This is a genomic window from Nostoc sp., from assembly GCF_036917315.1.
In the GTDB taxonomy this organism is placed as follows: domain Bacteria; phylum Cyanobacteriota; class Cyanobacteriia; order Cyanobacteriales; family Nostocaceae; genus Nostoc.
In genome coordinates this window covers 334,982-356,732 of the sequence record NZ_JBALDR010000048.1, presented here as the reverse complement: position 1 = coordinate 356,732, position 21,751 = coordinate 334,982, and the positions used below count along the sequence as shown (strand labels likewise).

Annotated in this window: 17 protein-coding genes and 1 tRNA gene; 8 read left to right on the top strand and 10 right to left on the bottom strand. The window is 44.3% G+C overall.

Annotation, left to right across the window (positions count from 1 at the left end):
• Positions 1-95: 95 nt before the first annotated feature.
• The 3 genes from V7K84_RS22815 (at position 96) to V7K84_RS22805 (ending at position 2,718) form a co-directional block, all read left to right on the top strand.
• A complete protein-coding gene (locus tag V7K84_RS22815; protein WP_334841382.1) occupies positions 96-1,532 on the top strand; it encodes a 16S rRNA (cytosine(967)-C(5))-methyltransferase in 1,437 nt (478 codons plus the stop codon).
• A gap of 57 nt (positions 1,533-1,589) precedes the next feature.
• Complete coding sequence (locus V7K84_RS22810) at positions 1,590-2,012, top strand: tellurite resistance TerB family protein (protein WP_334841380.1); 423 nt, start codon at positions 1,590-1,592, stop codon at positions 2,010-2,012.
• 367 nt (positions 2,013-2,379) lie between these two features.
• A complete protein-coding gene (locus tag V7K84_RS22805; protein WP_334841379.1) occupies positions 2,380-2,718 on the top strand; it encodes a hypothetical protein in 339 nt (112 codons plus the stop codon).
• A gap of 166 nt (positions 2,719-2,884) precedes the next feature.
• On the opposite strand, the gene msrA is transcribed toward V7K84_RS22805, so the two are convergent.
• The gene (msrA, locus tag V7K84_RS22800; protein WP_334841377.1) at positions 2,885-3,376 is read right to left on the bottom strand and encodes a peptide-methionine (S)-S-oxide reductase MsrA; all 492 of its coding nucleotides are present in this window, start codon (positions 3,374-3,376) and stop codon (positions 2,885-2,887) included.
• Positions 3,377-3,938: 562 nt separating this feature from the next.
• A complete protein-coding gene (locus V7K84_RS22795; protein ID WP_334841375.1) occupies positions 3,939-5,363 on the bottom strand; it encodes a cobyrinate a,c-diamide synthase in 1,425 nt (474 codons plus the stop codon).
• Positions 5,364-5,599: 236 nt separating this feature from the next.
• Here V7K84_RS22795 and V7K84_RS22790 point away from each other — a divergent pair, with 236 nt between their 5' ends.
• On the top strand, positions 5,600-6,235 hold the full coding sequence (locus V7K84_RS22790; protein WP_334841374.1) for a glutathione S-transferase family protein: 636 nt from the start codon (positions 5,600-5,602) through the stop codon (positions 6,233-6,235).
• A gap of 101 nt (positions 6,236-6,336) precedes the next feature.
• The gene (locus V7K84_RS22785) at positions 6,337-6,519 is read left to right on the top strand and encodes a hypothetical protein (protein ID WP_334841372.1); all 183 of its coding nucleotides are present in this window, start codon (positions 6,337-6,339) and stop codon (positions 6,517-6,519) included.
• A 304-nt stretch (positions 6,520-6,823) separates the two neighbouring features.
• On the opposite strand, the gene opcA is transcribed toward V7K84_RS22785, so the two are convergent.
• From opcA to V7K84_RS22760, 5 genes are all read right to left on the bottom strand, one after another.
• Entirely contained in the window at positions 6,824-8,200 is a 1,377-nt protein-coding gene (gene opcA, locus V7K84_RS22780) for a glucose-6-phosphate dehydrogenase assembly protein OpcA (RefSeq protein WP_334841370.1), read from the bottom strand.
• Between the two features lie 167 nt (positions 8,201-8,367).
• Positions 8,368-9,897, bottom strand: a complete 1,530-nt coding sequence (zwf, locus tag V7K84_RS22775; protein WP_334841368.1) for a glucose-6-phosphate dehydrogenase — start codon at positions 9,895-9,897, stop codon at positions 8,368-8,370.
• A 127-nt stretch (positions 9,898-10,024) separates the two neighbouring features.
• Positions 10,025-11,170, bottom strand: coding sequence for a transaldolase (gene tal, locus V7K84_RS22770; RefSeq protein WP_334841498.1), 1,146 nt, complete (start codon positions 11,168-11,170; stop codon positions 10,025-10,027).
• A gap of 333 nt (positions 11,171-11,503) precedes the next feature.
• Positions 11,504-12,553, bottom strand: coding sequence for a class 1 fructose-bisphosphatase (gene fbp, locus V7K84_RS22765; protein WP_194043026.1), 1,050 nt, complete (start codon positions 12,551-12,553; stop codon positions 11,504-11,506).
• Between the two features lie 476 nt (positions 12,554-13,029).
• Positions 13,030-13,293: a hypothetical protein gene (locus tag V7K84_RS22760; protein WP_334841366.1), complete on the bottom strand. Its 264-nt coding sequence runs from the start codon at positions 13,291-13,293 to the stop codon at positions 13,030-13,032.
• A gap of 324 nt (positions 13,294-13,617) precedes the next feature.
• Between V7K84_RS22760 and V7K84_RS22755 the strand changes: the two genes are divergently transcribed.
• From V7K84_RS22755 to recR, 3 genes are all read left to right on the top strand, one after another.
• Positions 13,618-14,106 (top strand): DUF1499 domain-containing protein, encoded by a 489-nt coding sequence (locus V7K84_RS22755; protein ID WP_094347241.1) that lies wholly within the window; start codon positions 13,618-13,620, stop codon positions 14,104-14,106.
• Between the two features lie 348 nt (positions 14,107-14,454).
• Positions 14,455-14,526: transfer RNA gene (locus V7K84_RS22750), tRNA-Val, on the top strand.
• Between the two features lie 272 nt (positions 14,527-14,798).
• Positions 14,799-15,356: a recombination mediator RecR gene (recR, locus tag V7K84_RS22745; RefSeq protein WP_322638705.1), complete on the top strand. Its 558-nt coding sequence runs from the start codon at positions 14,799-14,801 to the stop codon at positions 15,354-15,356.
• A 32-nt stretch (positions 15,357-15,388) separates the two neighbouring features.
• On the opposite strand, the gene V7K84_RS22740 is transcribed toward recR, so the two are convergent.
• From V7K84_RS22740 to V7K84_RS22730, 3 genes are all read right to left on the bottom strand, one after another.
• A complete protein-coding gene (locus V7K84_RS22740) occupies positions 15,389-15,961 on the bottom strand; it encodes a 2OG-Fe(II) oxygenase (RefSeq protein WP_334841363.1) in 573 nt (190 codons plus the stop codon).
• Positions 15,962-16,058: 97 nt separating this feature from the next.
• Positions 16,059-19,301 carry a hybrid sensor histidine kinase/response regulator gene (locus V7K84_RS22735; RefSeq protein ID WP_334841361.1) on the bottom strand — a complete coding sequence of 1,081 codons (3,243 nt, stop codon included), beginning with the start codon at positions 19,299-19,301 and terminating at the stop codon, positions 16,059-16,061.
• Positions 19,302-19,584: 283 nt separating this feature from the next.
• A complete protein-coding gene (locus V7K84_RS22730) occupies positions 19,585-21,534 on the bottom strand; it encodes an amino acid transporter (protein ID WP_334841360.1) in 1,950 nt (649 codons plus the stop codon).
• Positions 21,535-21,751 lie beyond the last annotated feature (217 nt).

Sequence of the window (21,751 nt, the reverse complement as noted above, 5' to 3'; positions counted from 1 at the left end):
TAGGAGTTAGGAGTTAGGAGTTGGGAGTTGGGAGTTGGGAGTTGGGAGTTGGGAGTTAGAATACAAAAGCCTCCTGACTCCTGAATCGTATTTTCATGACAAACCCCCGTCAATTAGCTTTTATCGCCCTGCGAGATGTTCATAAGGGGGCTTATGCTGATGTTGCCCTAGATAGAGTACTGCAAAAATTTAATTTGCCTGATTGCGATCGCCGCTTGGTGACAGAATTGGTTTATGGGAGCGTCAGAAGGCAACGCACCCTCGATACTCTCATCGATCAATTCGCCAAAAAGAAATCTCATCAACAACCACAAGACCTCCGCACCATCTTACATCTAGGCTTTTACCAACTGCGTTATCAAGAGCGTATTCCCGCCTCAGCTGCTGTTAATACTACAGTCCAACTCGCTAAAGAAAACGGTTTTGCTGGACTCACGGGTTTTGTTAACGGTCTATTACGCCAGTATCTCAGAAAAGCAGAGGGGCAGGGGGGCAGGGGGGCAGGGGAGCAGGAGAGCAGAGGGGCAGGGGAGAAAGATTCTTTGTTACTTCCCCAGTCTCCAGTTCCCCATTTTGATCCGTTAGAACTTCCAGAAAACCCAGTGGAACGCTTGGGCATTTTACACAGCTTTCCTGACTGGATTATCCAAGTTTGGTTAGAACAATTGGGTTTGAACGATACAGAAAAACTGTGTGAATGGATGAACCAATCACCAACAATCGATTTACGTATCAATCCACTTCGCACTTCCATTGAGGAAGTTGAGGCGGCTTTGCAATCTGCTGGTATTTTGGTGAGACGGATTCCTCATTTACCCCAAGCTTTACGATTTATTGGTAATACTGGGTCAATTCAAAAACTACCGGGTTTTAAAGAAGGTTGGTGGACTGTACAAGATGCCAGCGCTCAATTGGTAGGTCATTTGCTCGACCCCCAACCAGGTGAGGTGGTAATTGATGCCTGTGCTGCACCAGGGGGTAAAACAACCCACATTGCTGAATTAATGGTAGATGAGGGTAAAATTTGGGCTTGCGATCGCACTCCTTCTCGTCTTCGCAAACTCCAAGAAAATTCTCAACGGCTAAATTTACAATCTATTCAAATTTGCACTGGCGACAGCCGCCACTTCAACCAATTCCAAAACACCGCAGACCGGGTATTACTTGATGCTCCATGTTCTGGTTTGGGAACCATGCACCGTCATGCTGATGCGCGTTGGCGACAGACACCAGAATCCGTCCGAGAACTTTCGGATCTGCAACGAGAACTCTTAACACATACATCAACTTTTGTCAAAGCTGGTGGTGTACTAGTTTATGCCACCTGTACATTGCATCCAGCAGAAAATGAAGAAGTAATTTCGGCATTTTTAGCTGAGTCACCTGATTGGCAAATTGAGTTTCCCAGCGGCATTGAGTTGCCTGATTCTACCGAGAGGACACCTCAAGGTTGGTTTAAACTTTGGCCCCATCGACAGGACATGGATGGTTTTTTTATGGTGCGCTTAAGAAAAACAAATAATTCCGAGTGAATACTGTTTGGGATTGTACGATTTGGTGGAGGCCTGAATCTACCAGAGGAGGCAGCAATGGTTTCCCCTTCCAATGTAAAAAACTTAGTTAAAATCCTGATTGGAGCAGCCTGGATCGATGGCAGAATCCAGCCAGAAGAACGGCAATATCTCCGCGAAATAGCTCAAGCAAAAGGTTTGGCTAACGATCCAGAAATTAAGCCTTGGCTGTACGAATTAGTTCCTGTACAGCCAAAAGAGTGCTACGACTGGGTGCGGGAGTATCTAGGCGATCGCCCCAGTCTTGAAGATTGCGAAAATCTGATTGAAGCCATCAGTGGCTTAATTTATAGCGATGGTGAAGTTGCCGTTGAAGAAGCCAGACTCCTGACAGAATTGCAGGATATAGTGAAGCCGAATGAGTCAACTCAACCAGCTCACACTACGCTTCTCAAACAAATTCAAAAGCTTTACCGCCGTTGGGTTGAAGTCCAAAACTAACATGGAGTTATAAGTTGATCTAAGAGGAGGCGGTGAATTATCTCACTGCCTTTTTGTGTCTCTTCGTTTCTACTGGAGTTTAGACTAAAAGCGATATGAGAGAACGCAAATCAAATGGAATTAGAGATTAAAAATATTATCTTGTCAGCCTCAAAGCGTGCGCGGTCTTTGACAATTCTGTAGTATATTTGCTCCAAATAATAATACAAAAATGAAAGTCACAATCTGCTGTTAAACGTCGTTGAATTGCCCAAGTGCAATCGCTCTCCTCTAACAATGACAGCAGGCGCATCGTCTGTATGTGAGTCTTGCGTATAAAGTTATGTTAAAGTGTGTGCGAGTCTGAAGTGCGTTTTCCTAAATGCGAATGCTATTAATAGCCAATACTGTTTTTGAAATAGGAATTGGTTGTGTATTTCTCTTGTTTCCAACTTTGCTTACCCTGGATAGCCAACTGTCTATTTCTTTACTGCGGGTAATTGGATGCGGTGCTTTATCTTTAGGGACTTTGAGTTTTTTAATGCTGGATTTGACTGATAAAAAAGAACTAAAACCGGGATTAATCACTTTGTCTATTTTTCATAGTCTGGTAGCGATCGCCCAAATTTACAGTTTTGTTGGCAGCATGATTAATACACTTGTAATCATTGTACATTCAGTGTTTGCAGTGTTATTTATCAGTGTTTTCTGGCAGCGAATTAAATAATTAAAAGCGCTTCAGTTCATAGCACATCCGTGTAGAAGCGATCGCTATGTGATAGTGAATGACTTGCCGCCCTGGGCTAAACTTCAAGCAAAGTTCCCTGAAATGTATAGCAAGTAAGGGGATTTACAACATTCGACTTTTAACATCTCCTCAATCCAGTGAAAGATTAGCCTATCCTGTAAGACGCTCGTCCATGCTTCTCCAGATATTGCTGATGATACTCTTCTGCTCTGTAGAATTGCGATGCAGGTACAATCTCCGTCACAATTGGATTTTTGTGATAACGAGAACTATTTTCAAGCTGCTCCTTGGAGGCTCTTGCTAATAATTCCTGCTCTGGAGTGTGGAAAAATATCGCTGACCGATATTGATAACCAACATCTGGCCTTTGGTCGTTTGATTCTGTGGGATTGTGCTTATTCCAAAACACATTTAGCAGTTCATCATAAGATACTATTGCTGGATCGTATTCCACTTCCACTGCCTCAGCATGTCCAGTTTTACCTCTACAGACATCTTCATAGGTTGGATTCCCAAAGTGCCCGCCACTGTAACCAACTGCTGTAGAATTTACTCCCTTTACTTGACGAAATGCTGCTTCAACTCCCCAGAAACAGCCTGCTCCAAATGTCGCTTTTTGTAGATTAGCGTTTTGCATATTTTTGACAACTCTTTTGCGATTATTTTAAATGAAACTCATCAAATCAGACAGGTAATTGAAAATAAAATATTTTCTAAATCTGAATCTACTTGAATGAGCCAGCGGTTGCCTGCTCGATCATCCCAGTGAGACTCTCGACCACAAACTACTCCACTTTTCTTGCTACATAGAAGTGACGTAGAATTAACACTCTGTCTTCTACTTGAACAGCGTCTGGGCATAAGCTAATGAGCATTTAAGTTGTATAAAACCAGGGCTGAAGCCTTTAGTAGCAGCGAATCAGCTTGGAAAAATGAATGACGATTAAGGGGTATTGAATGTCTAGCTCCCCTCTCACGGATGGGAGAGGGGCTGGGGGTGAGGGCAAAACGTTGTCACTAAGCGGGTTTAGCGTTAAGTTGACACCAATAGCATCTTGCCCGCCCTGATTATGCAACTGAATACTGATTAGCTTATCCGCTTTTTCGGTCAAAATTCATTCTGACTCCTGACTCCTGAATTCTGTTCGATAAATCGCGTCTCTACATGAGGGTTTTGGGGTTATCTCAACTGTATTGGCTTAAATCCACGTTGCTGAAGATGCTACTTTTAGACATTCTTTAAGAAACTGCTGGGGAATTTCTCTACTTTCTCCCCAATGCTGATGAACATAAGAAGCATGAATATTTGCAGGTAAACCCCATCCTTCGCATCCCATATTTTCTTCGCAATCGTAGCGAGAAGTTTCAAATAGGGGCTGAGTGGGAGTTAAGGTTAAATGGGAACGATGAAACTCATGTCCGTAAACAGTTGTATTTGCCTTAACTAACAAATTATCTTGCAAAGCTACAGCACAACGATAGCCCAAAGTTAAACGCCCACCCATCACAGCAGATGTTGGTAGCACTCCCGCCATTGACCAAGATTTACCCTCAAAATCGATAATTTGCTCGCACAAATACATTAATCCGCCGCATTCGGCAATCGTAGGCATTCCTTTAAGTATTGCCGTTTTCACTGCATCACGAACGCTAGAATTTTCTGCGAGTTGCTGGGCAAAAACTTCTGGGAAACCACCGCCAAAATACATTCCCTGGATATCTTTTGGTATGTCAGCATCTTCTAACGGACTCCAGTAAACCAATTCTGCACCAAGCTGTTGCAGCAAATCGAGATTGTCTTGGTAGTAAAAATTAAAAGCGCGATCGCGGGCTACTGCAATCCTAACTGGGAATGAGGGAGATAAGGAGGATGAAGTAGGGGGAGAAAGGCTTTCTGATTTTAACAAAGGTAATAAGCGTTGCCAATCGAAGCAAGTATCTCCTAAATCGGCGAGGCGATCGATTAAAGCATTGAGTTCGGGAAGTTCGGCTGTGGGTACTAAACCCAAATGACGATCGGGAATTGTAATGTTATCTTGACGGCGCATTACGCCGAAAATGGGTAATTGTAAGGGTTTTAGGGAATCTTTGAGCAGAGAGAGATGGCGATCGCTCCCGACGCGATTTAATACTACCCCAGCTATTTTAATTCGGGGATCAAAAGATCGATAGCCGTGCGCGATCGCAGCTACAGAACCAGATAAACGACTGCAATCAATCACCAACACCACAGGTAAATCTAACAGCCGCGCAATGTGTGCCGTACTCGCAAAATCAGTTAGGCATTGAGCATTGTTCTTCTCCTCTGCTCCCCTGCTCCCCTGCTCCCCTGCTCCCTCTTTCACTCCATCAAACAACCCCATCACCCCTTCCACGAGGGCATATTCAGTCAGTTGACTATGACGGGTAAAACATTGCTGAACGTAGGCTTCAGAAGTCAATACGGGGTCTAAATTGCGACAAGCGCGACCGGTTACGTGTCGATGAAACATCGGATCGATGTAGTCTGGCCCCACCTTAAAAGATTGCACCAAGCGATCGCGACGGCGTAAAGATGCTAAAAGGGTGAGCGTGACTGTTGTCTTACCCACCCCACTACGTTCCCCGGCAATGACTAAAGCCATAAATGAAACAAATTAATAATATGCAGCAACTATTTCGATTCTTGGCTGTGTGTCTATCGTTACTTTTTGCAAAAGCAGATGCACCAGTTTCTCCAACCGACTAACTCAAACTTATACCAATTAGAAACCAGAAAACCACCCAATTAGGGGAGTTAGGCTGGAAACGTCTGTTTAATAATACACTTGGAGATTAGCTGAGATCGGATAATAATCGGCTACCACAAGAGGAACGTTTTATGATAACAGTGCATCATCTTAACAACTCGCGATCGCAGCGGGTACTGTGGCTGCTCGAAGAATTAGGTATCGAATACGAGATCGAGTTCTATGAACGCGATGCCAAGACGATGATGGCACCGGAGTCACTGCGCCAAGTTCATCCCCTCGGCAAGTCACCAGTAATCACAGATGCAGACTTAACGATCGCTGAGTCGGGTGCAATTATCGAATACCTAGTCGAGCGCTATGGTAATGGTCGGCTAGTCCCAGCCTCCGGTACGCCAGAGTATCTGCGCTATAAGTATTGGCTGCATTACGCCGAAGGCTCGGCAATGCCACCACTGGTGATGCGGCTGGTATTGAACAATTTCGGGGCAGGTGACAGCAGCGTAGTTAGCGGATTTGTTGCGCCCCAAATTAAACTTCACTTTGACTACATAGAAGACGAACTCCGTAAAAATACGTGGTTTGCAGGCAATGAATTTACCGCCGCCGATATCCAAATGAGCTTTCCTCTGGAAGTAGTCGCTGCACTCCCCGAAGAGGTCAAGAACCGGCCAAAGCTCAAAGAATTTGTCGAGCGCATTCACGAACGACCTGCTTACAAAAGCGCTCTTGAGCGTGGAGGCAAATACGACATATCCTTTCAATAGACTTCTTGCATAAATTAAAACCTTCACCCTAAATCCCTCTCCCAAGCAAGGCTACGGTGTACACAAAAGTCTTCTAAAGCTGTCCCACGTCTTGAGGTGTAATGCTAATACATCGACCTGTTATGCCAATGCATCGACCTGTTATGCCAATGCATCGACCTGCTATGCCAATGCATCGACCTGCTATGCCAATGCATCGACCTGCTATGCCAATGCATCGACCTGCTATGCCAATGCATCGACTTGCTATGCCAATGCAATACGGTTCGGTTAAGGTTTTTTGATGAAAATTATTGATCGCCAAAGACGCGATAAATCGCCGTATATACGATTGATATCATGTCTGCTAGATTACTTATTAAACCTGAAGAACCCCACCCCGCCTGCGGGGAGGGGCTGGGGTGCAATGACTGTGAAAATAACTAATTATACGGACATGATATGATTCTTGTAGAGACGGCGATTCATCGCGTCTCTTGCCTCCAAGGAAAATAGAAAAACCCTCCAGATTATTGAAATATCCAAAAATCTGAAGAGTTTGTGTTTGATTTTCGCAATTTTGGTAACTTTTATTGTTTCCAGACGAAACTAACTATTTGCTTCCAATTTGAAAATATTCGCTGTCACTCCTAGACTTTCTTCAAAAAGTGACTCGCGACCCCAACGTTGTACCTGTTGACTCAGCAATGCTTCCGCCTTTTGTTCCGAAAGTGAAGTCACCTGTTGAAACAGACCAGCAGATTGAGCGCCGCCGTGGGTTTCCATCCGCATACAACCACCAGTTTCCGAGCAAATTACTGTACCACAGTCTGCCTTCGGATTGGTCGAACTGAGGCGCAAAGCAATCAAGTCGCCAGCAATATCGCCCACATCAGCAAGAGGAACGCCCGCTAATTCGGTTTCTATTTCCCGTTGGTCTTGGGCAATAAAGTGAATGCGAATGATGTCATAATCTCCAGTTTCCTTTTGATATGAAACTGGCTGCCATGCTAGACGACTTGCCAACCAACCCAAAAACAGCAATGCTTGTGCGGGGTTGCCTTTTTCGTAATCAATAGTTACTCGGTCAACTTCCCGCAGGGCAGCCCGACGATGAGGTGAGTCGTAAGCTTCAGCTGTCAATTCCTGCCATGCTGAGAGGCGACGCCAGTTGAGGTCAGCTAGGGGAACACCACTGTCTACCAATTCTTGCAGGCGGAGTAAGTCACTTTCTGGCTCGTTAAAGCGGCAAGAATCCACAATCACATTATTGCAAACGGCTGCCAACCGCTTGAATAGACTGTTATTGGGGTCTGGTGTTGCTTTCCACCAGAGAAACTTTGGTAAACCGCCAATCAACAATGCTGGAAGCATACCACCGATGCGTTCTAAGGCAGCAGCAGTTCCACTGAGAGTGATGTATTCGCAGCAAATTAGTGTACTTGACGATTGCTTTTGGATTGGGCAATAGGCAGAAACTTGAGCTTTCACCCCTTCATCTTCGCCAGTAATGGGAAATAGCGCGATGATCCGGCAGGGGTTGCGGAGGGCGATTTCATCAGCAATTCTGGGGCTTGGGGCATTTAAGCTGGGAAGTTCAATAGAAGCATTGTCTCCCGCAGCGCCGTTTCCTTGACGTTTGATGAATTCTTCTCTCAAGATAGCCAGAGTTTCAGGTGTTGCAGTTCCAGTATCTGGTAGTGCATGTTTTCTCTGCACTTGCCGCAAGGCAGCTACCATCTGAGGCCCTAAAATCCCGTCAAGCGGGCCGTTGTAAAATCCCAAAGTAGCCAAAAGATACTGGGTTTCTTCGGGTTCGTAAACCACTAAAGTAAATGTTGTGGCGCGAGTGGCAGCAGGAAGCCCACCGTCCTCGCCAGTAATGCCGTAACTTTGCCAAATTTTATTAAGTTCCGCTTCTATTTCGTTAAGCGAAATATCTTTTGGCGCCTGAAGTGAATAAATTGTAGAAGCTTGGGGAGCCATAGTAGTTTTGAGTTGTCAGCTTTGTTTGGTGAATCAGTTAGGAGTTAAAAGTTAGAAGTTAGGAGTTAAAAGTTGGGAGTTAGGAGTTAGGAGTTAGAATAACTGAATTATTAACTCAAAAACTCATAATTTATTACTCCTAACATTAACTCATCACTCCTAACTTTCTAAAGTCTGCGCCAGCGACGGCCATCCTGGTTAATTAAGAATTCTGCTTCTGTTGGTTCCCAGGTTCCAGCTTCATACTGGGGAATAGTATTGGCGTCGGCGGGTGCATCCCAAACGGAAAGGGCTGGCGTCACTACCTGCCAAGCGGCTTCTACTTCATCCGCGCGGGTGAACAATGTTTGATCGCCCATCATACAATCAAGGAATAAGCGATCGTAGGCATCAGATGTTGCTTGGATGCCAAAGGAACCATAACTAAAGTCCATGTCAACGGAACGGGTACGGAATTCTGCCCCCGGCATTTTCACATCAAAACGCAGGGAAATACCTTCATTCGGCTGAATCCGCATTGTCAAAATATTGGCGTTTGTTTGTTGGGCGGCAGATTGGAACATCCGAGATGGAACTTCGCGGAAGTGAATGGCAATCTCACTGACTTTTTTCGGCATCCGCTTCCCGGTACGCAAGTAGAAAGGAACACCTTTCCAGCGCCAGTTATCTACCAAAAACTTCATGGCGACGTAGGTCGGTGTGGTGGAGTTAGGAGCAACGCCTGGTTCTGTCCGATACCCTGGCACTTCTTGACCCTTCATCCAGCCAGCACTATACTGACCGCGGACTGCTGACCGCGACAGATTGTGAACATCAGCTAAACGAGTAGCTCGGAGTACCTTCACTTTTTCTGTGCGGATGCTGTCGGCATCCATTGCATTGGGTGCTTCCATCGCCGTTAGGCAGTAAAGTTGCATGAGGTGATTTTGCAACATATCCCGTAGTGCGCCGGCGCTTTCATAGTAACCAGCCCGGTCTTCCACTCCCACGGTTTCTGCCACGGTAATTTGCACGTGGTCAACAAATTGACGATTCCACAAAGGTTCAAAAATCGCATTGGCAAAGCGAAACACCAACAAATTTTGGACTGTTTCTTTACCCAAGTAGTGGTCAATGCGGTAGACTTGATTTTCTTTGCAATATTTCTGTACCACTTGGTTAAGACTCTGGGCAGAAGCCAAGTCTCGACCAAAGGGTTTTTCAACTACTAGACGATGTTTGTAGGGATCTTCTAGCATCCCGGCGCTTCCTAGCTGCTTAATCGCTTCAGGGAAGAATGAGGGGGCAACCGAGAGGTAGAACATGCGATTCCCTCGCGTGCCCCGTTTTTCGTCTAATTCACTCAATAAGTTTTTTAGTTTCTGGTAGCCTTCGGGGTTGTCTATATCTCCAGGGCTGTAGAACAGACCTTGAGAGAAATCTTGCCAGAGTTCCCCTAAATCGACATCAGCATGTGCTTCTTCCATGCCCTTTTGCATTTGTTCGCGGAAGTACTCATGGCTCCATTCGCGACGTGCCACACCGACAATGGTCGTTTCTGGGGGAATACGCCGTTCTCGCCGCAATTTGTAAAGTGCTGGCACTAGTTTGCGCCAGGTGAGATCGCCAGAAGCGCCAAAAATGACTATAATCTGGGGTTCGGGCATCCCTTGTTGTTGCAGACCAACGCGCAAGGGATTTTCTAGCAGACTAACCATAACAATTTTGGGTTTTGGATTTTGGATTTTGGATTTTGGATTGGGGGAGAGGTAACAGGTGACAGGTGACAGGTGATAATCTGTACCCTGTAACCTGTACCCTATTCCCTTCTTCAATCCCCAGTCCCTACACTGGTGACAATACCTTGATCTTGTCTTCTAAAGAGTTCATCAAGGACTGGAAGGGCTGGATAAACTTGTCAATACCATCGACTAACAGTTCATCCATTACGGTATCGAGATCGATGTTGATGTCGGGATCTTTGAGGTTTTCGATCAGCGTGTAAGCTTTGTCTACATCTGTTTCTAAGTTCTCACCTACGTTACAATGATCGGCACAAGCCTTAATCGTCGCAGGTGGTACGGTGTTGACGGTATCACGGCCAATCAACTCTTCGATATACATGACATCTCTGTAGTTGGGGTCTTTGGTGCTGGTGCTAGCCCAAAGTAGCCGTTGTACTGTGGCCCCTTTTGCTGCCAACTCTTGCCAACGCTCGCTTCTAATGATTTTCTTGTATTCCTGGTACGCAATCTTAGCGTTAGCGATCGCTACTTTTCCTTTGACAGCTCTTAGCTTTGCTTCCAGAGAAATATCATCAACGCCTTTTTTCAACTTAGCATCAATCTTGCCATCAATGTTGCTATCGATCCGGCTGAGGAAGAAGCTAGCGACTGAAGCAATTTTACTGATGTCCTTACCTTCAGCCACCCGTTTTTCTAAGCCCCGAATATAAGCCATTGCTGTGTTTATATAGCTTTCTACAGAAAACAGCAATGTGATATTAACATTCATCCCTTCGGATATTACCTGTTCTACTGCTGGCAAACCAGGTTCTGTACCGGGAATTTTAATCATCAGATTTTCCCGATTAATTTCTTGGAAATAGCGGCGGGCTTCGCTTATGGTTGCTTCAGTATCATGGGCAATGGTCGGCGGGACTTCGATACTCACATAACCATCTAGTCGATTCGAGGCTTCATAGACAGGGCGTAAAATATCACAAGCATTACGGATATCTGCAAAAACTAGGGATTCGTAAATTTTGTCTATGGGTAAGCCAGCCCGAACTCCGGCTTCGATATCGGCATCATAAATAACGTTACCAGCGATCGCTTTTTCAAAGATCGCTGGGTTAGAGGTAATCCCAGAGATTCCTTGATTTTCAACCATGTCTTTGAGTTCACCTGATTGAATAATGTCACGGGTCAAATTATCCATCCAAATACTTTGACCGTATTGGTTAATTTCTAGTAGATGATTGGTAGACATAGCTCTAATTTGTTCCACTCCTGTATAGTGATGTTTCTAAGTAAGTTGGCAAAACCCATCAAAATTTGATGCTTACTTTTGAATTGTGGCGTTGCCAATCACTTATTGCATCGGCCGGCTGAGATAATCTTTAATACATCTTCAAAAAGTGCGATTCTGCATTTCCAATCCTAAATCACCATGATTAACTTTTAATTAATGCCAGATGCTAGACGCATTCTCGATCCTTTTATTACCGTCTTCTAGGCAGCATGGCAAAAATAACTATCCAGTTGAAAAGGTTTAAAAGCGTAATTTACAAGCTTTTTTTCTCCTATCTTCTGCCTTCTAACACTAGTGTCCGTTTTGAATAAAAGACTCCACCTTTGCTACATCCTCTTTGCTGCCAATAATTAAAGGCGTGCGTTGATGCAGTTTTTTGGGCACCACATCCAAAATATTTACCAGTCCTGTAGTAGCGCGACCACCTGCTTGTTCAATCAAAAACGCCAGAGGAGCCGTTTCATAAAGCAAGCGTAATTTCCCTTCAGGGTTTTGAATTGTGCCTGGGTAGAGAAAGACGCCGCCTTGAACCAAAATTCTATGGATGTCGCTCACCATTGCGCCGCTATAACGAGCGCTGTAGCCTTCTGTGCGGTGAACGTAGCGAATGTATTCTCGAATTGATTCTTCCCACTGCCAAAAGTTACCCTCGTTCACGCTGTAAACAGACCCGTGGTTAGGAATGCGGATATTTTCTTCTGTGAGAATAAACTCTCCTAAGCTGGGGTCAAGAACAAAGGAATGAACCCCCTTACCTATAGTATAAACCAGCATCGTGCAGGGTCCATACAGGATGTATCCGGCAGCGAGTTGCTTACGTCCGTTGGCGAGCAGGTCAGTTGCCTTACCATCGCTATCAGTTCCTTCTTGTTGGCGAATGGCGAAAATGGAACCTAAGCTGAGATTATTATCAGTATTAGATGAGCCATCAATTGGGTCATATAGCAAGGTATAGCGCCCAATGGGGCAATTTTCGGGGATGTAGTAAGGATTTTCCATTTCCTCTGAGGCGAGGCGACAGACTAAGCCGCTTTGCTTAAACACTGAGATAAATACATCATTGGCATAAACATCCATCTTTTTGACGGATTCGCCTTGGACATTAACTTCCCCAGTAAATCCAAGAACACCTTCCATTAAACCAGCGCGACTCATGCGACGAGCAACCAGTTTGCCGGCCAGGGCGATGCGATTCATCAGCGCACTTAAATCCTGTGCATCTGGCGAAAAACTCTGAAGTTGTTGCAGGACGTGACGAGATAAGGTTGTACAGTCACGATCTAAAGCTCTGTCTGTAGCATCGTAGGCAGATAAGTCTAAAGATTCCGGCGCTTTAGTCATTTTTATGTTCTCCGCAGCCACTAGCTGTTAATTGGGTTTTAGTCATCTATAGCAACTTATAAGTTGCTGCTTCTATCTTAGAAAGGTAATTTGATAACTTAGATGCGACTTTAGATAAACTAAAGAAATGAATTTTCTGTTACCCCTGCATCCAGAGCCTAGCTACTTCGACTTAACACGACTTCCTGAAGCGGGCGGGTATGCCTACCTGACTTTTCACGGTATGTGGAAGTGGAAAAGGAGCAAGGGTGTGGGGGTGTAGTAAGACAATATCAGTTCTATACACCCTACACCCTACACGCTACCTCCAGCCTTGATGAGGGTTTCAGTACTTCCCGTGAAAAGTCAGGTATGCCTAGGCATCCTATCAACAAACTAAAATCCCCAGATTTTCGGCAGGGACTATAGCTTTACTCTGAAACATTAATACGAAACTACTATCAGATTTGCCCAAGGCAAGCAATCTCCCTGGTTAACTAAGATACTTTTGGTTGCTGCCAGATGATGAGTTTCAATTCAGAGCAGTAGTAAGCTTCATCACTGATTTGGTGTTCGTGGTGAGCTATCCAATCATAAATTTGTGTAGCTTTTGCCAATGCCACTTTTTCTGAGCGATAAAGCTGAGGAGTAGGGCAGTAGGCTTGGCCATTGATGTGTATAGCTGCAATCTGCCAATAATCGCTTTCTGGTACAACTTCTAAAAACCCGTTACTGTAAGGCTGGATTATTCCTATGTTCATCTACAACCATCAAACTTTCTAATATTGGCCACAACAAAGCAGATACCAGCCAATTCTTCTGAGTCAAAGCTGGAATCACCAGGGAATACAGTCGCAACCCCTGCTAATGATTTTGGGTTCGTAGTCAATGGAAATCTGAATTATTCGTCACTTTTTAGGCTTGATTCCCTTATTGGCAGCAACAATAGCACAAGGGACTGGTCGGCGCGGCTACATTGTGATTGCCCAAACTCAGAGTGTGGCTGGATAGATGATAATCTGTAGAGCGAACCAGCAATTCGCAGTACTCACTCAAAATAACTGAACAAAAGGAGTAAATTTATCATGTCCCGTCTGCTAACAGCATTCCGGCAGCGATTCTTGCGGAGTATCGCTTTTGCAATACTCTTAACTTTGATTAGTAGTTTAATACTTCCTGGGGCTACTTGGGCTGCTTCTAGCTTGGGAGTTGATAATGGTCATCTTAGTTCTTGTCCAGCTTCAGACAACTGTGTTGTCAGTCAAAACGCAGATGAAAAACACGCTATCGACCCGATTCCTTATCATGTAGACCGTAATGCAGCTAGAGAAATCTTACTAAAAGTTATCGGTGTTGTTCCGCGTACAGAAATTGTAGAACAAACAGATAATTACATCCACGCTCTTTCTAAAAGCCGCATCTTCCAATTTGTTGATGATGTAGAATTTTATTTACCTCCTAATGAGTCAGTAATTCATCTGCGCTCGGCTTCTCGCGTGGGAGAATCCGATCTTGGTGTCAACCGCAGGCGAGCCGAGCAAATTCGTCTGGCTCTACGCGATTTAAACATTTGATTTTGTCGCTACTTATTCTCATTTAACTGAGAGAAGTGCGATCGCAATACCATTTAAACAATTTATACCTATATACTTAGTGGAGAAATGTCCGACTATCTGTAATGATTGTGCTTTCCATACCTTAGTAGAAGAAGCGATAAAGTGCATTCACCCTGATGAATTTGGGGTTAATTGTTCTACCGTAGTTTTCTGCAATTCATTTGAGCCAGAACTCATAATTGACAGTCCTTGCGTTACATACGGAAATGATGACGAATCATTTCAATTGCATAGGCGCAGCAAGTAAGCCTTTGGCATTTCAACTTATGTTGCTATTTAGTAAATTATGGTAATATAAAAGGTCTTGGGCGATTAGCACAGGGGTAGCGCACATCCTTCACACGGATGGGGTCACTGGTTCAAATCCAGTATCGCCCACTTATTGATAACTTGGTATTAAGAGTGATTAGTGTGACTTCAACCATAAGTTTGCCGTTGCGGCAAACTTATGGTTGAAAAAAAATAATTTCCCACCAACTTTCAATATGCTGGAAATTAGTAAAACGATAATCTGTTAAGTATTCATCGGGTCAGAATATTAAATAACCAATCTAAAAAATCTTGTAAAAATGTCATCATAGTTAAAGTGAAAACATTCTGGAGACAAGACAACGGTTTACGCACGCCCTTTAGCACGGTTAATTGAACAATTGCAACGCCTACCGGGAGTTGGCCCCAAAAGTGCCCAACGACTGGCTTTGCATATTTTGAAGCGACCAGAAGCAGAAGTAGAAGCTTTGGCGCAAGCTTTAGTTGAGGCAAAAAAACAGATAGGGTTGTGTTCTGTTTGCTTTCACTTATCTGCTGAACCTGTTTGTGAAATTTGCCGGAATGCCAACCGGGACAATAACACTATCTGTGTTGTTGCAGATCCTCGCGATGTGATTGCGCTAGAAAAAACCCGCGAATACAAAGGTAAGTATCACGTTTTGGGCGGGGTGATTTCGCCAATTGATGGAATTGGCCCAGATCAATTGAATATACTAGCTTTGCAGCGTCGGGTGAGTCAGCAAAAACCTCAAGAGGTAATTCTGGCAATTAGTCCGAGTGTAGAAGGGGAGACAACAACCCTGTATATCGGTCAGCTACTGAAACCATTTACCAAAGTGACGCGGATTGCTTTTGGTTTACCTGTGGGTGGCGATTTGGAGTACGCAGATGAAGTTACTTTGGCGAGGGCGTTGGAAGGTCGTCGGGAGTTAGATTAAATTTTGTTGATTTTGCTGGTTAATCATCTCAACTATTGACTGTACATAACATCCGATCGCAAAACGTACTTTCGCCCTTGGATAATAGTAGCGCCCTCATGTACTAGTTCGTGGACAAAACACAAAGCCATACCTATTACTGGAAGCACAGCTAGATTAGATAAATTTTCGTAGTATTCAGGAAGATAAAAGCGGGTTTCGCCGCCTTCAAACCCTTCATTCAGATAAATCATAAAAGTCAATAAACTTTCCTCACCATTGGTTCGCCGATAAGGACCATCATGGTGAGGTGCAAACCTCTGACCTGGATCGTAGCGATAGAAACGAAAACGCTCATTCAGCCCAACTGGATGCCATCTACCAATGGTCTTAGGGATATAATTTGACACACGCTGCCATAAATCAAAAGCACGCTCCCGGTCATCTAGAATAACGCGCTGATTATTGCGGATATCGGGGCGCATTTCAAAACCTCGGTGGGTAGTAATAGGAGCATCTGTATAGCCAATGTTTTCTGTTAAAGTAATATACTCAGCGCATTCTGCTGGCGAAAGAATATTTTCCAGCGTGAAAATTTGGTTGCGAAGCAAATCTTTCTTGGTCATGGTTAAGCTGATTGAGATTTAAGCCTGATGATAGTGTATTCCTTATAACTCAATACAGTTCAGTTGAGCCTAAAATCTAATGAACAGAAATAGAGTTTTAGCGATGATTTTGCCCTAGCAAATCTGCAATTGAGGTGAGTAATTCAGTTGGTTGTACTGGTTTGGCAATGTGTTTCTGAAAACCAGCTGCTAAAACTCGATCGCGATCGCTTTCTCCAGCATAGGCGGTAAGAGCGATCGCCGGAATTTCCCCGCCCTCCTCTTTGGGCATGGCTCTGAGCATCTTAATCAAGCTGTAGCCATCCATTTCTGGCATTCCTAAATCACTGATTAATAAATTAGGTACAGCCTGTGCTATAATTCTAAGCGCTTCATTTACTGATGCTGCGGCAGTTATCAACGCCCCATTCTGTTGTAGCAAGAAGTGCAGAAACTCCCGTGTGTCAACATCATCATCGACAATTAATACCCGTAGTCCACGCAGAACTGACGAGTTAAATTTCTCCTCTGCTCCTCCTGCTTTCTCTGCACCGTCACTCTCCTTCATCACGGGCAGTCTGACAGTAAAAACTGCTCCCTGTCCAATTCCTGGACTATCTGCTTTTACAGTACCACCATGCGACTCTACTAAGTGACGAACTATTGCCAATCCCAGTCCCAGTCCGCCAAATGTCCTGGTTGTGCTGCTATCAGCTTGACGAAAATATTCAAATACGTGGGGTAGAAATTCAGGGGAAATACCTTGACCTGTGTCTTTAACTTGAATTAGTGCAGAGTGGAAAGTTAATTCACGACTCAATGATAAGCTAACTTCCACTGAACCACGAGAGGGAGTAAACTTGACTGCGTTCGAGAGTAAATTCCCTACAACTTGCTGTAAGCGATTATAATCGCCTAACACTTTACCAACATTGGGGTCAATTTGTACTTTAATCTGGATAGATTTAGTTTCGGCAATTAACCGGACTGTTTGTAATGCAGCATCAATTACAGCTACTAAGTTAACAGTGGCAAAAGTCAGGTTTAACTTACCGCGAATAATTCGGGAGACATCCAGCAACTCATCAATTAATTGAATCTGCAATTGAGCATTTCTTTCGATGGTTTCTAAGGCACGATTTGTAGTCACTTCATCAAATTTGCGGCTTTTGAGTAGCGATGACCACCCTAAAATCGGGTTGAGGGGCGATCGCAATTCGTGGGAGAGAATAGCGAGAAACTCATCTTTATTCCGGTTTGCCTGTTTGAGTTCCTCTGCTTGTTGCCTGAGTGCCTTTTCTAATTGCTTTCTGGGGGTTAGGTCTAGAATAAAACAGATCCAAGATGCGGGATCTCTCTCCACCAAAGCACCACCAATTAGTATGGGAATACGGGAGCCATCCTTGCGGATGTATTCTTTTTCAAAAGGAGTAAATAGCCCAACCGTTAAAAGTTGTTCTATCACCTGCCGATCGAGAGCGTGATATTCAGGTGGGGTGATATGTTGTCTGCGTATCTTACCCGCTAAAAGTTCCTCTCGCGTATAACCCACCATTTCTAAAAAAGCCTCGTTCGCCTCAGTAATGTAATCAGGAGTGGCGAACATAATGCCAATAATGTTGGAATCAACTAACCGCCTTAATTGAGTTTCGCGCTGGCGTAAATCATTTTCTACCTGTTTGCGTTGGGTAATATCCTGGGTAGTACCCATCATTCGTACTGGCTTACCTTCGGCATCATAAAAGACGCGACCTTTAGCAGCAATCCAATGAATACTACCATCAGAACAAGGGATGCGGTATTCGATGTCACACTCAACATTTTCCTCAAGAGAGCGGGCGATCGCTTTATGAATGCACTGGCGGTCTTCTGGATGTACGCAGTTGAGGAAAATCTCAAAGTCGATTTCGGCTTCTAGGGATACTCCAAACAGCTGCCGACATTTGTCTGTCCAAATCACCTCGTTGGTACTGATATTCCAAAACCACATACCCAGTTCAGCAGCATTAGTGGCTAACCGAATCCGTTCTTCACTCTCGCGCAGATTTGTTTCAATTTTTTGACGTTCCCATAGAGCAGCTTGCTGTTCGGTAATATCAGTACTCGCACCAACTACCCTAATGACCTGAGCATTTTCATCCCGGACTGCAAACCCCCGATCTTCTACCCACAAATAGCGCCCATCCTGGTGACGCACGCGATATTCGATGCGATAACGGTTTCCATTGGCCATACTAGCCATGAATTGGTCGTTAACTCTTTGTTGGTCATCGGGATGAATGCGTTCTTGCCACCATTGGAAAGTAGGTTCGGTTTCTTGTTGGGTGTAGCCAAAAACCTGGGTTAGACCTTGAGTTCTTTCCACAGTATTTCTGCCAATCTCCCAGTCATAGATTAGGCAATTAACCGCCGCCGCTGCTAGCTCAAACCTTTCATTACTTTGCCGCAAGGAAATTTCTATGTGTCGTCGCTCTGTAATATCAAAAGCGATTCCCAAAAGATATTGCGGCAATCCATCAGCTGTTCTGCTGTACACAGTGTCATAGCTACAAAACCAGCGCCATTCTCCATTAGCGTGTAGAATTCGGTATTCAGAACTGAGAACTTCGCCCTGATGAGTAGAATTAAATTTTTCAAAATAGCTAGGGAGTCGAGCCAAATCTTCAGGGTGTAGAAGTTGGACAAATAACTCCTTTCCCATCGCCTGGATTTCTGCTGGTGTGTAGCCCCAACCTTGAGCAATTTCGTAATTAACGTAAGTATTTCGCTGCTCAATTAGGTCATAAATGTAGAGTATTCCCGGAAGAGTGCCAGCAATTTGTTGAAACAGATGTTGACTATCCCACCATGCCTGAAATTCATCTGTATCAACTTGTTGAGTATTTTGTTCGCAACTACAGTCATCCTCGAACTGGGCGTGCTTAGATGCCGTAATATCCGAAAAAGTTGTCACGATCGCATACAAATTGCTTCCTTCAGTTTGAAATAGAGGTTGGGAAGACAACAAGAGCCAGACTAGCTCACCATTTGGCTTATAAAAGCCACATATCACATTTAAGCAAGGTTTGCCTGTATTTTGGATAACACTTGTAGGGTGAGCTTTACTGAGTAAAGGAGACCCATCTTCATGAATAAATTGCCACTTGGGATCGAGCAAATTTTGCCCCACAAGCTGTTCTGCGCTCAGTCCCAAAATGCGATCGCTAGCGGCATTGCAAGCCTGGATAGTGCCATCAGGCAACTGAAGCACCATTCCTTCTTCTCCACTGGCTACTAGCGAAGAATTTGCCTTTTTACTAACTTGCCGATGCAGCAGCTTGTGATTAGCCAGCTGGTTGTGGAACTTTTCCGCGTCTGGCATTCTAAGAAGTTAATTAAATAATTTTAAAGTTAATCTCAGATTCAGCGGCTCATACTTACATAAATTCTAGGGCAATTTCTTCCAACTTGAACCAGAAGCTGCGAAACAGTGCTGAGTGCTGAGTATACGAGTGCTGAGTAAAAAAAGTAATAATCGCACTCAGCACGGGCTAAACGCCCCGCTATCGCTAACAGCACTCTTAAATCTTATAGACTTAGAGAACTTACACAGAAAATTAAACTCATTACTCATTACTCATTACTCATTACTCAGCACTCTTAAATCAACCCCCAACATGAATACCAGGTCGCATTTCGGGATTCTTTTCAGCTCGTCGCAGTACTTCACGGGTAACTACAGCAATGTCACCTTCGCCAAACAAGATAAAACGCAATAGGTATTGTATGGGATTTCCCTCAACCCAGCCGAAGTAAGCATGGGGAATCTTACCTGTTTGGTCGCGAATGTAAAGTAGTAAAGCGGCGATCGCATTTGGTACTGCTGCACTTTCAGCCCGGAGGATGCGATAATCACCAACTTGCACCCCTTTTACTACGATCGCATCTGCAAATTCCGAAGCATCGGATACATGAATTTCTAGAAACAGAATTGGATCGTTGACTGGAATATGGTTGTCTTCGCGTACCTCTTTCTCTTTCATAAAATATTCTAGGACATCGCCCGTATTCAACCGATTTGCAATCAGTCGTATTGTTCCCTGGCTATCTTCAGCAAAGAATTGGGCAGCAAGTTCGTCAACTTCAATTCGCTCTGCTCGCAGTTCCGTTGAACGCCAAACACGAGAAACCAGCGAGGTAAAAATGATCGCACCGATGAAAAACCCAGCAATCCTAATCCCTTCTGGTCTTTCGATGATATTGACAATGGTGGTATATACAAATAACAATGTAATGATACCAAAAACGAGTCTAGCCCGCTTCTGTTGGTGACGGTGGGCTGATAAGGTGACGGCAAAGGCGGCTGAGGTGATCAACACCAACACACCAGTTGCGTAAGCCCCACCTTGGGCTTCTACACTTGCTTTGAAGATAATTGTGACAACAAAAGCGATCGCTGTGTAGACTAACACTAAAGGTCGGGTTACTCGTGCCCAATTGGGTGCCATGCCATAACGTGGTAGGTAGCGAGGGACGATATTCAACAGCCCTGCCATTGCAGATGCACCTGCAAACCACAAAATAGAAATAGTACTTAAATCGTAAATTGTGCCAAAGGCATTACCTAAATACAAATGTGCTAAATAAGCAAGGGCGCGTCCGTTGGCTTTGCCCCCCGATGCAAATTCTGCGGTTGGAATCAGTAGAGTGGTTATAAAGCTGGTGGTAAGCAGAAAGAAGCTCATAATCACAGCAGCAGTGGTGAGCAACTTGCGTGTATTCCGAATCCGCCCTTTGGGATGATGCGAAGTGTTGTTGTTACTGCTACCTTTAACCAGAGGCATAACGGTAACACCAGTCTCAAAACCTGACAATCCCAGTGCGAGTTTGGGGAAGATGAGGAGAGAGATGCCGATTAGCATCAAAGGGTTAGAATGGCGTGCAAAAAGTGCAGTTTGCCAGTTAGCGATCGCTTCTGTGTGAGTTAATATCTGATACACACCGACGCTAACGACAATGAAGTTTAACAGCAGATAAGCTCCCACCAAAACTACTGCAATTCCAATGGCTTCTCGGAAACCTCTCAAGAAAACTGCACCTAGTAATGCAACTAATATCAGGGTAACTGCGATCGTCTGATTGTGAAGCCAATTTGGTGTCAGTGGATTTTCGATGATATGGGCTGTGGCATCAGCTGCTGACAAGGTAATGGTAATAATAAAGTCAGTTGCCACAAAGCCAAGTAAGCACAGTACAAGTAATTTGCCTTGCCACCAGGGAAGTAAACGCTCTAACATTGCGATCGACCCTTCACCATGAGGGCTTTCAGCAGCAATGCGCCGATAGATTGGCAACGCTCCAAAAAGCGTCAGCAAAACCAGAATCAGGGTAGCTATAGGAGAAAGAGCGCCAGCCGCCAGTGCTGCAATCCCTGGTTGATAGCCAAGGGTCGAGAAATAATCTACACCAGTCAAGCACATCACCTGCCACCAAGAATGCTGGCGATGTACTTCTTCCTTGCGGTAAGGCCCTTTTTTTTCTCGTCGGTCTTCTTCAAGCAACCAGTGGATTAACTGACTGCCGAGCCGTTTTGTTGAAACAATTGATTTAGCCATCAAATACGGTTGTGTTGCAAAAGTCGGCTTTGTGATTTTTTTAAGCCTTTGTGGTTTATTAAAATTTTTAACTACAAAGGCATAGCACTATTATTGTATGTTAAGCATCCTGTCCGATTTACAAAATATATAGTAGCTGTTCGTAGTCGTCTACCATATCAAGATCGGATGCAGGTTTTGGTATAGGAATAATCAATACTGCAACCGTATATTTTTG